This window comes from Hwanghaeella grinnelliae (assembly GCF_004005845.1).
Taxonomy (GTDB): Bacteria; Pseudomonadota; Alphaproteobacteria; order UBA8366; family Aestuariispiraceae; genus Hwanghaeella; species Hwanghaeella grinnelliae.
In genome coordinates this window covers 617124-629420 of the sequence record NZ_SADE01000002.1, presented here as the reverse complement: position 1 = coordinate 629420, position 12297 = coordinate 617124, and the positions used below count along the sequence as shown (strand labels likewise).

The 12297-nt window shown below is 56.5% G+C and carries 10 protein-coding genes; 5 read left to right on the top strand and 5 right to left on the bottom strand.

The window, feature by feature from the left end:
• The first annotated feature begins 47 nt into the window (after nt 1-47).
• From EOI86_RS13600 to holA, 4 genes are all read left to right on the top strand, one after another.
• On the top strand, nt 48-569 hold the full coding sequence (locus tag EOI86_RS13600) for a DUF3576 domain-containing protein (protein WP_127765725.1): 522 nt from the start codon (nt 48-50) through the stop codon (nt 567-569).
• 72 nt (nt 570-641) lie between these two features.
• On the top strand, nt 642-3224 hold the full coding sequence (gene leuS / locus EOI86_RS13595; RefSeq protein ID WP_127765724.1) for a leucine--tRNA ligase: 2583 nt from the start codon (nt 642-644) through the stop codon (nt 3222-3224).
• A 1-nt stretch (nt 3225) separates the two neighbouring features.
• Nucleotides 3226-3729, top strand: coding sequence for an LPS assembly lipoprotein LptE (gene lptE, locus EOI86_RS13590; RefSeq protein ID WP_127765723.1), 504 nt, complete (start codon nt 3226-3228; stop codon nt 3727-3729).
• 6 nt (nt 3730-3735) lie between these two features.
• Nucleotides 3736-4773: a DNA polymerase III subunit delta gene (gene holA / locus EOI86_RS13585; RefSeq protein WP_127765722.1), complete on the top strand. Its 1038-nt coding sequence runs from the start codon at nt 3736-3738 to the stop codon at nt 4771-4773.
• 66 nt (nt 4774-4839) lie between these two features.
• On the opposite strand, the gene EOI86_RS13580 is transcribed toward holA, so the two are convergent.
• The 5 genes from EOI86_RS13580 to mnmE all read right to left on the bottom strand — a co-directional run bounded on the left by EOI86_RS13580 (nt 4840) and on the right by mnmE (nt 10805).
• A complete protein-coding gene (locus tag EOI86_RS13580) occupies nt 4840-5751 on the bottom strand; it encodes a ParB/RepB/Spo0J family partition protein (RefSeq protein ID WP_127765721.1) in 912 nt (303 codons plus the stop codon).
• Nucleotides 5748-6584 carry a ParA family protein gene (locus EOI86_RS13575; RefSeq protein ID WP_161973876.1) on the bottom strand — a complete coding sequence of 279 codons (837 nt, stop codon included), beginning with the start codon at nt 6582-6584 and terminating at the stop codon, nt 5748-5750. The genes EOI86_RS13580 and EOI86_RS13575 overlap by 4 nt, the downstream gene beginning before the upstream one ends.
• 13 nt (nt 6585-6597) lie before the next feature.
• Nucleotides 6598-7224, bottom strand: coding sequence for a 16S rRNA (guanine(527)-N(7))-methyltransferase RsmG (rsmG, locus tag EOI86_RS13570; RefSeq protein WP_161973828.1), 627 nt, complete (start codon nt 7222-7224; stop codon nt 6598-6600).
• An 86-nt stretch (nt 7225-7310) separates the two neighbouring features.
• Nucleotides 7311-9188 (bottom strand): tRNA uridine-5-carboxymethylaminomethyl(34) synthesis enzyme MnmG, encoded by a 1878-nt coding sequence (mnmG, locus tag EOI86_RS13565; RefSeq protein WP_127765720.1) that lies wholly within the window; start codon nt 9186-9188, stop codon nt 7311-7313.
• 276 nt (nt 9189-9464) lie between these two features.
• The gene (gene mnmE / locus EOI86_RS13560) at nt 9465-10805 is read right to left on the bottom strand and encodes a tRNA uridine-5-carboxymethylaminomethyl(34) synthesis GTPase MnmE (protein ID WP_127765719.1); all 1341 of its coding nucleotides are present in this window, start codon (nt 10803-10805) and stop codon (nt 9465-9467) included.
• A 301-nt stretch (nt 10806-11106) separates the two neighbouring features.
• On the opposite strand from mnmE, the gene EOI86_RS13555 reads away from it, so the two are divergent.
• Nucleotides 11107-12078, top strand: a complete 972-nt coding sequence (locus EOI86_RS13555; protein ID WP_127765718.1) for a quinone oxidoreductase family protein — start codon at nt 11107-11109, stop codon at nt 12076-12078.
• Nucleotides 12079-12297: the final 219 nt, after the last annotated feature.

Genomic DNA, 12297 nt, shown 5'->3' with positions numbered 1-12297 from the left:
GTTCGTGCTCACCGTGTGAGAACCCTCCACGCAGAAAATGAAGGAAGATGACGGTGCGTCGCCTTGTTCTTTTATTCCTAGCTTTGGCATTTCTGGCCGGTTGCGGACTTGCGACCGGGCCCTCCAACGAGATTCCCGATCAACAGGAGCGCGACCGCAAGGCGGAAGGCAGCATTTTCGGGGAAGATGGACTCACCTTCGGTGGGGACAAGGGCAGCGACAGTGGCGGCGCAGGCCTGGGGGTTAATGGCTTCCTGTGGCGCGCCTCCCTCGACACGATCTCGTTCTTTCCACTTAGCCAGGCCGACCCCTTTGGCGGCGTGATCATCACGGATTGGTATACGCCGCCGGAAACCCCGAACACCCGGTTCAAGTTGAACGTCTTTATTCTGGGCCGCCAGCTGCGCGCGGATGGCTTGCGCGTTAGCGTGTTCAAGCAGGAGCATATCCAGGGCAGCCCTGTTTGGTCGGACGTTCCCGTTTCCAATGAAACGGTTCGGTCGCTTGAGAACGCCATTCTGGCGAAAGCCCGTGAATTGCGCGTTGCGGCAATCTCTCAGCCGGAATAAATCAACAACCGGATTTGGAACATCGGCCTGGGCGGTTTTTCCCGGTCGAACTTTGAATATGGGAATCTTCTGATGAGCGAGGGAACCGGCCGTTACAATTTCCTGGAGGTCGAGGAAAAGTGGCGAAAGGTATGGGAAACCGACAAGTCTTTTGAGCCGAGTGCCGACCGGTCCTTGCCGAAATATTATGTGCTGGAGATGTTTCCCTATCCGTCCGGCCGGATTCATATGGGCCATGTTCGGAACTATACATTGGGCGATGTCGTGGCGCGCTACCGGCGTGCGCGGGGGTTCAATGTCCTGCACCCGATGGGCTGGGATTCTTTCGGCCTGCCGGCCGAAAATGCAGCCATCGAGAACAAGGTTCATCCCGCCAAATGGACCCGCGAAAACATCGCGGCGATGAAGGCGCAGTTGATGACCCTCGGCCTGTCCTTGGATTGGAGCCGGGAAATCTCGACCTGCGAACCGGACTATTACAAGCACGAACAAAAAATGTTCACGGACTTCATGCGCGCCGGCTTGGCCTATCGCAAGGAGTCCTGGGTGAACTGGGATCCCGTCGAAAACACAGTGTTGGCGAATGAACAGGTGATCGACGGGCGCGGTTGGCGGTCCGGGGCCCTGGTCGAAAAACGCAAACTGTCGCAGTGGTTTTTGAAAATCACCGCTTTCGCGGACGAACTTCTTGAGGCGATCGAAAGTCTGGAGCGTTGGCCGGACAAGGTCCGCACCATGCAAACCAACTGGATCAACCGGTCCGAAGGCGCGCATGTTGATTTCAGCCTGGTAGGTCGGGACGATAGCCTGCGGGTTTTCACCACACGGCCCGATACGCTTTACGGCGCGTCCTTTTGCGCTTTGGCTGCCAACCATCCGCTGATTGCCGAACAGGCTGAAAACAATCCGGATTTGGCCGAGTTTGTCTCTGAATGTAATCGGTTGGGGACCAGTGAAGAGGTTATCGAAAAGGCCGAGAAAAAAGGTTTCGATACCGGATTGAAGGTCGCCCACCCGTTGGATCCTTCGTGGGAATTGCCGGTCTATGCGGCCAATTTCGTGCTTATGGAATATGGCACCGGGGCGGTCTTCGGCTGTCCCGCCCATGATCAGCGCGATTTGGAATTTGCCCGGAAGTACGGTCTGCCCGTGACGCCGGTCGTCTTGCCCAAGGGCGAGGATCCGCAGGCTTTCGACATCGTCAATGAAGCCTATGTCGGGGATGGGACAATTTTCAATTCCGGTTTCCTGGACGGGCTCGGCGTGGACGAGGCCAAGTCAAAGGTCATTGCGCGGCTGGGTGAATTGGGTACCGGCGAAGGGACTGTTACTTATCGTCTGCGCGACTGGGGCGTGTCCCGTCAGCGGTATTGGGGTTGCCCGGTTCCCGTCATTCACTGCGCCGACTGTGGTGCCGTACCTGTTCCGGACGCCGATTTGCCGGTCGCCTTGCCGGATGATGTGGACTTCGATCAGCCTGGGAACCCGTTGGACCGGCATCCGACCTGGAAGCATACAACATGCCCCAATTGCGGTAAGGATGCTGTTCGGGAAACCGATACTTTCGACACGTTCTTCGAGTCTTCCTGGTATTTCGCACGGTTTTGCGATGCAAATAACCCGGACGAAGCCTTCAGTCGCGATGCGGTCGATTATTGGCTTCCGGTCGATCAATATGTCGGCGGGATCGAACATGCGGTTTTGCATTTGCTCTATTCGCGGTTCTTCGTGCGTGCCCTGTCACAGTGCGGTTATATGAATTTGGACGAGCCCTTCGATGGCTTGTTCACCCAGGGCATGGTTTGCCATGAAACCTATCGCAGCGAAGACGGGAAATGGCTGTCCCCCGTGGATATTGACCGGCGCGGTGCCGACAGCGCCTTTCTTTTGGGAACAGACAAACCGGTAAAAATCGGCCGCTCAGAGAAAATGAGCAAATCCCGAAAAAACGTGGTCGATCCGGAGAATATCGTTCAGACCTATGGCGCGGATACCGCGCGCCTCTTTATGTTGTCTGACAGTCCGCCCGATCGTGATTTGGAATGGACGGAATCCGGGGTGGAAGGCGCTTGGCGGTTCCTAAACAAAGTTTGGCGCCAGGTTCAGGATGCGATCGGTGCAGGTTTGCCCGATCGCAATACGCCCTTGCCGGCGTCCTTTTCGGGACCCGCCGATGCGTTGCGTCGTGCGGCCCACAAAGCATTGGACGGCGCGACAGGTGATTTGGAACGCTTCCATTTCAATCGTGCGGTGGCCCGTATTCGCGAGCTTTCCAACGCGATCGGTGAATTCTCGCCCAGTGACGACAGCGACCGTTGGGCATATCGGGAAGCGGTCGAACACCTTGTTCAACTGCTTGGTCCGATGACACCCCATTTGGCGGAAGAGTTGTGGCGGGCGCTGAGTAATGACACCCTGGTAGCACGCAGCACTTGGCCGGTGGCTGATCCGGGCCTTGTCGTTGACGACATGGTAACCTTGGCTGTTCAGGTGAATGGGAAGATGCGCGCGAAGGTAGAAGTTGAGCGCGACGCCTCCGAAGAGAATGCCCGTTCGGCCGCGCTGTCGCATGAGAATGTTCAGCGCGCGATGGAGGGAAAGGAACCGCGAAAGATCATTGTCGTTCCAAACCGTATTGTGAACATCGTGGTGTAGGATGAACAGGCGACAGGCCCTTACCGGACTATCAGCGATAACCGCGGTTTCGCTTCTGGGCGGCTGCGGCTTTCGTCCGCTATATGCAAGCTCGTCCGATTCCTCCTTCATTGGGGAAAACCCGCTGAAAGGTGTGTCCATTGCGCTCATTGAGGATCGCGAAGGACAGATGCTGCGGAACTTCCTGATCGACAGGTTTCAACCTGACGGGAGCAATCGCTATACCTTGAAGACGGAGCTCACTATCTCCGAACAAAATCTCGGTGTGGCGTTCGATTCGACGACAACGCGATCGCGGGTTGTCGTGTCCGCTCGTTTTATCCTTTATTATCAAGATAATAGCTACAGTTTTGTAAGCCGTTCGGCTGGCAGTTACAGCACCGTTTTGTCCGATTATGGTACGCTGGTTGCGCGCCAAGACGCGACCGAACGCAGCCTGCGGGAAATAGCGGATGAGGCAAAAGTCAGATTGGTGGGCTTCCTGACCAAGCTGGAGGCGGGTTAATCGCGCATGCGCGTCCAGCCTAGAAATGTAGAAGGCTTTCTTAAAAACCCGGGCGACGGGATTCGTTGCGTTTTGATCTATGGGTCCGATCAAACCCTTGTTTCTGAACGGGCCAAGACGTTGACGACCTCTCTTGGCATTCCACCGGGCGACCCATTTCGGACAGATGAATTTTCTTGTGATCAGATCATGGGCGACAAGGCCATGTTGGCCGACGCGGCCGCGGCCCAATCCCTTGATCAAGGGTCCAGGTTGGTCCGTATTACCGATGCAACGGATCGAATAACACCCGTAATAGCAGATTTTCTCGATACGCTGCCTGGCGCCGCCATGGTCATATTGGAAGCGAAGGAGCTTGTCCGGTCGCGCAGCAGCCTCGTCAAATTGCTCGAAGGGAATGATGCCGGCGCTTCCCTCGCCTGTTACGACGATAGTGACCGGGACCGGGAAGCCGTGTTTTCCCAAATGTTCCGGGAAGCCGGTGTCCAGGTTGATAATGACGCGCTCGACTGGCTCGCCTCCACTTTGGACGCGAACCGCGGCATTTCCCGTCGTGAAATCGAGAAACTGTGTCTGTTCGCTGGACCGGGCGAGCGGTTGACCCTGGAAATGGTTCTTGAAGCGGCTGCGGAAGCCGGTGGCGCCGCGATGGATTCCTTGATTTTTTCAGCCTGCGGTGGGGATGTCGCGCAACTGGAGAAATGGTTGGAACGCGCTGCGATGGAAGATCTCAGCCCAGTCGCCATGGTTCGTGGGTTGATCGGCCATTTTTTCAAATTGCTCGAACTCCATGCCGCGACCAAGGGCGGTTTGGCGGTGGATGCGGCGATGAAAAGCATGCGCCCGCCGATTTTCTTCAAGAATGTCGAACCGATGAAGCGCCAACATCGCCTTTGGCCGGAAAAATCCATCAAGGATCAGTTGACCGCACTCGCCGGCCTGGAATCGGAACTGAAATCGACCGGCAGTCCCGACCGTCTGCTCTGCGAACGGCATTTTTATCAGGTCGCGATCCTGGCCCGCAGACGAGCCCAGGCGCGCTGACCGTCGCCGGGCTCCGTCCCGTTATTTCGATTAAGAAACAAGCCAGGATAGCTTTGGGGTTTTCGCCTATTCAGTATTAAGCCGTTCAAGCAGCCCATCGAGTTGATCGAGGCTTTTATAGTGGATGACGACAGAGCCCGTCTCCCCTGCCCCCTTCAATTCCACCTTCAGACCGAGATGATCTGTCAGGCTTTTCTCCAGCGCGATCGTGTCCGCATCTCGTTGGTCCACGGCTTTGGCAATTTTTTCGACCGCGTTGCCAACCGACCCCTGCTTTGCGTTTTGCGCAAGTTTTTCGGTTTGGCGGACCGACAGCTCTTTCTTGACGACGATATGGGCCAGGTCTTCCGCATTCGGCGTGCCAAGAAGGGCGCGGGCGTGGCCGGCGGTCAGCAGACCGTCATCGACCATGCTCTTCACTTCTTCCGGCAAAGACAGCAAACGGAGCATGTTAGCGATGTGACTGCGGCTTTTCCCGATGGCGTTCGCAAGGGCATCCTGCGTGTGAGAAAACTCGTCAATCAGGCGCTGATAACCCTCTGCTTCTTCCAATGGGGTCAGATCTTCCCGATGAATGTTCTCGACGAGGGCAATTTCAAGCGTGTCTCTATCCGATAGGTCCCTGACAAGGACAGGAACCTCATGCAGCTTAGCCCGCTGGGCGGCGCGCCAGCGTCGTTCCCCGGCGACAATCTCATAAACATTCGCTTCCGTCGGATGCGGCCGAACCAGAATGGGCTGAAGAATACCCTTTTCCCGAACCGACTCGACCAAGCCGTCGATCGCCGCGTCGTCAAACCGCTTACGCGGCTGCTTAGGATTGGCGGTGATGAATTCAATCGGAACGGTCTTCGTCGGGCGGGTGGCTGACTCCTCCGCCACCGCCGTTTCCACGACGGGCGCCTCGTCGTCCCCCAGCAAGGCGGAAAGTCCGCGTCCCAAACCCTTGCGCCGTGTCTCTTCCGCTGCGGCCATCATGCTGTTCCAACCTCTGCCATCGGTGTCTGTTCGCGGCGCAGCACTTCGCTGGCCAGATTGATATAGGCCTTCGAGCCACGGCAGTGCATGTCGTAGACGAGCACGGGAATGCCGTATGACGGTGCTTCGGAAACGCGGACATTCCGCGGAATAACCGTCTCGTAGACCTTGTCCCCGAAATGCTCGCGTACATCGGACGCGACCATGTCGGAGAGATTGTTACGCTTGTCATACATTGTCAGGACGACACCTTGGATCGTCAGAGCCGGGTTGAACGCCTTCCGGACCCGTTCAATGGTGCGCATCAAAAGGCTAAGACCTTCAAGGGCATAGAACTCACACTGCAGCGGCACCAGGATCGAATCCGCCGCACAGAGCGCGTTCAAGGTCAGCAGCTGCAAGGAGGGCGGGCAATCGATCAGAACGTAATCGTAATGGCGGCTCATCCGGCGGATTGCGTCTTTCAAGCGGAATTCCCGGCGGTCCAGATCGATCAACTCAATCTCGGCCCCAGCCAAGTCGATGGAGGATGGCACCACGTCGAGCCGCGGCACGACCGAAGAGATCGTGGCTTCCTCAATCGGCTTACGGTCGATGATGACGTCATAGGTGGAAACGGTGCGCGCCTTGCGGTCGATGCCCAACCCGGTGCTGGCGTTACCCTGCGCATCGATGTCGATGATCAGCACCTTCTTGTCGCAAGCAGCCAACGCCGTGGCCAAATTGATAGCGGTGGTCGTTTTACCAACGCCGCCCTTTTGATTTGCGATGGCGATTACGCGTCCACCATCGGAGTGCCCGGCAAGTTGGGCGAGCCCTTCTTGAGACGGCACATTAAGAACAACGTCATTTTCTATCTCTGACACGGCGAAAAGCCTCCACTTTTAAGATGCAGCCTGAAGGATCGGATATGCTGCGGCTTTGCGTGGATTCTATATGCCATGACTTCTTTGAATCCGTCAATTCGGTTTCAAGCGTATTTCCTTTTAAAAAGAGCGCGATTCCATCTTTTTTTAACAGCGGTTCAGCGTATTCCAGCAGGGATTCCACCGGTGCAAGTGCACGTGCGGTGACAACATCGACCGCTAACCCTTGTAATGACTCAATTCTTTGCTGGTGCACCGTGACCTTTCGACCAATCGCCCGTGCGCCTTCACGTAGGAAAACAGATTTTCGTGTATCTGACTCGATAAGATGAATTTCCAAGTCCGTCATTGCAGCCAGGACAAGGCCAGGAAACCCCGCCCCGCTTCCCAGATCCGCCAAACTGCGGGCCGAGGCCGGTATCTGCGCAGCTAATTGCCCGGAATCGAGAAAATGGCGGCGCCACATATCGCTCAGCGTTGTTTTGGAGACGAGGTTAATCCGCTCGTTCCATTTGATCAGGTGATCGCCAAGCGCCTTAAAGCGCTCAACTGTTTCACGTGAAACAGCCAAATCCACCGCACAATCATCTAAGGTGTAATCCGACACGAAAGTTACCGGATAACCCGGCCCTCTGTATTTCAATTGTCAATGAATACCGCGACGGCGCGGTCTCAGAAAGAGCGTTAACGCCTTTAGGCGGCCGATTTTCGCTTCTTCACGTGGCGGAGCAATGCGACGACGGCCGCCGGCGTGACGCCTTGTATACGCGCTGCGGAGCCAATTGTTTCCGGGGCGCTGGCCACAAGTTTTTGCCGTACTTCATTCGACAATCCGCCGATGGCCCCATAATCCAGGTCAACGGGAAGGACCAAATTCTCGTCACGGCGATAAGCGGAAATCTCCGCCTCCTGCCGTGCAAGATAGCCTTGATACGATGCATCGACCGACAAGCGCGTCCGGATCGCCGACGGTATTTGACGCACTCCAGGCCAAACTTCTTCTAGCACTGGCCAATCCGCCAACCGTTGAGCCAAGATATCGAAGGCGCTACGACGCACACCATCCTGGTTCACTTTAATGCCTTGCCGCACTAGCTCTGTCGGAGAGAGTGCCTGTTCCCGAAGAATATCCCGCGCGCTTTGCAATGCTCGCTTTTTCTCTGACCAATGGGACGACCGATGCACCCCAACGGCCCCAACAGACAATCCAAGATCGGTAAGGCGTTCATCGGCATTATCAGCCCTAAGCCGTAGGCGAAACTCTGCCCTGGACGTGAACATCCTGTAAGGTTCATCCGCCCCACGAGTCACCAAGTCATCAATCAGAACGCCGATATAGGCGTCGGCCCGGTCCGGCAGAAACAGTTCGTCGGAACCGCCGGCGGCCAGGGCCGCATTGACCCCTGCAATAAGCCCCTGGGCCGCGGCTTCCTCATAGCCTGTCGTTCCGTTGATCTGTCCGGCAAAATAGAGACCGCCTACTTTTTTAGTCTCAAGACTGTGCCGTAGCTCACGCGGGTCGACATAATCATACTCGATGGCATAACCCGGCCGAACCATTTCGGCACGCTCCAACCCTTTGATGGTTTTTAGCAGAGCGGCCTGGGCATGAACCGGCAAGGATGTTGAAATACCATTTGGATAGACCGTGTGATCTTCCAACCCTTCCGGTTCCAAGAAAATCTGATGGCGGTCCCGATCGGCAAAGCGCACAACTTTGTCCTCGATCGACGGACAGTATCGCGGCCCAATGCCTTCAATCTTTCCTGAATACAGGGCAGATTCATGGATATGATCGCGGATGACTTGGTGGCTTTCGGCATTTGTATAGGTGATGCCGCAAGCTATCTGCGGGACCGAAATTTTCTCAGTCATGGAAGAAAATGGTTCAGGCACCGGATCGGCATATTGTTTGTCCAAGCCGTCCCAATCAATCGTGCGTCCGTCCAAACGCGCCGGCGTTCCGGTCTTCAAGCGGCCGAGGCGAAATCCAAACCGGCCCAACGTCTCGGAAAGGCCATAGGATGCGTCGTCCCCTACTCGGCCTGCCGGTCGAGTCTCTTGTCCGATATGGATAACCCCACGCAGGAATGTGCCGGTTGTCAAAACGATCTTGGGCGCCTTCAGGACCGATCCGTCCGCCAAGATCACACCGGCAACTTGGCGTCCCTTTTCGTCGAGCATCAGGTCTTCGACCGCGCCCTGGACGATGTCCAGGTTTGGATATTCCGCAAGGACGGATTTCATCGCCGCTTTGTACAAAGAACGATCGGCTTGCGACCGCGGACCTTGGACCGCTGGTCCCTTGCTCTTGTTCAGCACTCGAAACTGGATGCCTGCCTGGTCAATGACTCGCGCCATAATGCCATCGAGTGCATCGATCTCACGGACCAAATGCCCCTTCCCCAATCCGCCAATGGCCGGGTTGCAGGACATTTCGCCAATCGTCTCAATTTTGTGTGTGACCAGCGCTGTCTTGGCACCCACACGAGCGGCAGCGGCCGCAGCCTCGCAGCCCGCATGCCCACCGCCAACGACGATGACATCCCAAGTGTTGTTTGGTGAAATCATGGGGCGGAATGTAGAGTTGGGTCCTATGGAAATCAAGGAATATCGCGGGTTTCAGACGTCTTCCCAATCCCTTGACTCGGGCTATTCAAGTATTCGCAAAAGGACAGTGTTTCACGTGAAACAATGGGAAGTATTTAGACGGCGGGTTCTGTGGTGTGACTCGCTGTTGACTCGCCCTGGATTCAACGGCAGCGGTTTTTGACTCGCCGTTGACTCAATTTGACAATAGAACGTTTTACGAGGACTCCGCGCCGATGTTTCACGTGAAACACTCGGTCATTTCCCGATGCAGAAGTCCCGAAAGATCCGGTCGAGAAGATCTTCAACATCCACCTTTCCAATGATCCGGCCCAACGCGGCAACCGCGGACCGAAGGTGTTCGGCGAGGAGCACTGCATCCGGTTCCCGCATCGCCTCCTCCATACGCGCCACCGCACTATGTACAGCTTCCCTATGCCGCGCACGGGTCAATGCCGGTGCCTCACTTTGCAACGCCAAGGAACGGACCAGATTTGTCAGCGCCTCTTCCAAGGCAGAAATCCCGTCCCCTGTCCGCGCCGAAATACTGATACCCGGCCGAGAGCACGATCCGCCGGAGGTTTGAACAGGCGAAAGGTCTGCCTTGTTCCATACAACGATCGGCTCTGCCCCAGCTGTATCGATTGCCGGGATACCGTCATCGGATCCGTATTCCCCCATCAGCAGAACAATATCCGCCTCGGACGCAGCGCTAAGACTGCGACGAATGCCTTCTTGCTCGATGACATCTTCAGAGTCACGGAGCCCGGCAGTATCCGTGAGGACCAGCGCTTGTCCCCCAAGGTTCAGATGAACATCGACCCGGTCCCGCGTCGTCCCCGCAACGTCGGAAACAATCGCGGCGTCCCGGCCGGCAAGCGCATTCAAAAGGCTCGATTTACCCACATTCGGCGCCCCGACAATGGCCACCTTTATCCCATTCCGGACAATTTCGCCCCGTCGCCCGTCATTCAGATGGGTTTGCATTTCCTGTAAGATGGTTTCCATCATCTGTCGGTCCAGACCGCTATCCGCCTCCTCCACATCGCCCTCGTCGGAAAAGTCCAAACCGAGTTCGACGAGCGCCAATTGGTCCGCCAGCTGTTTCTGCCAACCATTGTACAAGGCGCTCAAACTTCCTTTAAGTTGGCGTAGGGCTTGGATGCGCTGTGCTTCCGTCTCAGCCTCGATCAGATCGACCAGACCTTCGGCCTCCACCAGGTCAATTTTTCCGTTCCAGAAGGCGCGTCGCGTGAATTCACCCGCCTGGGCCAGGCGAAACCCCGGACAGTCCCCCAATATCGCCTGAACCGCATCGATGATGGCCATGCCCCCATGCAGATGGAATTCGATGACATCCTCACCGGTGAAACTGGCCGGTCCCGGAAAAGACAAAACCAAGGCATCGTCGATCGGTGTGTCATCTGCCGCGCGTTTAAGCGCCGCGCGTGTCGCGACCCGCGGTTTCGGCACGTCCGAAATGCCCAGAACCGGCAGGCTCATTTTCGCATCGGGTCCGGACACGCGAACAACCGCAACCCCGCCTCTCCCCGCCGGTGTCGACAATGCATAAATGGTTTCTTTTGAGCCATCCAACATCTGGTAATCCCTACCCTACAAAACGCTAGTTATCGAATTCACTGCGGTGTCAAAACGGATTCTGCACGCCGTTTCGATCCTGAGCTACGCCCGCATATTTCAATGATCCGCCCTAGGAATCTGCGCCCGGCAGTCATGGGCATTTTTCTGTCGCCCCTGTTTTCGCCTGTCCATCTTTCCCCTACAAGGGCATAAGGAAAGCTCCATATCATTTACCGTTCCTGCCGTTCCAGCAGGCGGAAAACACCACATTCATTCACTTGCACCGCGGCGCGGTCAAAAAACCACGGGAGGGTTTCACATGGCGAAAGTCGTTCGGATTCACAGTGCCGGCGGACCGGAAGTTCTGACCTATGAAGATGTAGAGGTCGGCGCCCCCGGGCCCGGCGAGATCCGCGTCACGCATGACGCATGCGGCCTTAATTTCATCGACACTTATCACCGCAGCGGCCTTTATCCCCTGCCCTTGCCATCGCCCATCGGTCTGGAAGGCGCTGGGACGGTAACAGAGCTCGGCGACGGGGTGACAGACCTCGCCGTCGGAGACCGTATTGCCTATAGCACCGGTCCGATCGGTTCCTATTCGTCCGAGCGCGTGATGCCGGCCGCCAAGGTCGTGAAGCTGCCGGACGGCATCGATACCAAGCAGGCCGCGGGCATGATGCTCAAGGGAATGACGGTGGAATACCTGATCCGCCGTACCTATGCGGTAAAACCTGGTGACACGGTTCTTTGGCACGCGGCGGCCGGTGGCGTCGGTCTGATTGCCTGCCAATGGCTGAAACAGATCGGCGCAACGATCATCGGCACGACCGGTTCCGAAGAAAAAGCCGAGCTGGCAAAGGCCCATGGCTGCGATCATGTCATCCTGTATCGCGAGGAAGATGTCGTTTCGAAAGTAAAAGAATTGACCGACGGCAAGGGCGTTCCGGTGGTTTACGACTCCGTCGGCAAGGATACCTGGGAAATGTCCTTGGATTGTCTTCAGCCGCGCGGTTTGATGGTTTCCTTCGGAAATGCCTCCGGCCCGGTGGACAACGTGAATGTCGGCATTCTGGCTGCCAAAGGCTCGCTCTATGTCACCCGCCCCACTTTGATGACCTATACGGCCACCCGGGAAGATATGGTCGAGTCCGCAACGGCTTTGTTCGACGCTGTCGGCAAGGGGTTGAAGATCGAGGTCAATCAATCCTATCCCCTGGCCGAGGTACAACAGGCCCATACAGACCTGGAAGCCCGGAAAACCACTGGATCCACGATCCTAATTCCGTAAGAAAACTATTTTCCCCCAGCCATGATCCTGAAAACGGGGCGTCTCTTGCGGGGCGCCCCTTTCCTTTGCCTATCACGCTACCCCGCTTGACTGCATATGCAGTTTCAAGGCCCGGAAATCTAGCCGACTCTGTCAACCATGATTGACTCAAGACCCGAAAAGGAAAAACGCCCCGTCATTTACTGATCGGAGCGCTTTTCGACGATTGTTTTGGGGAAA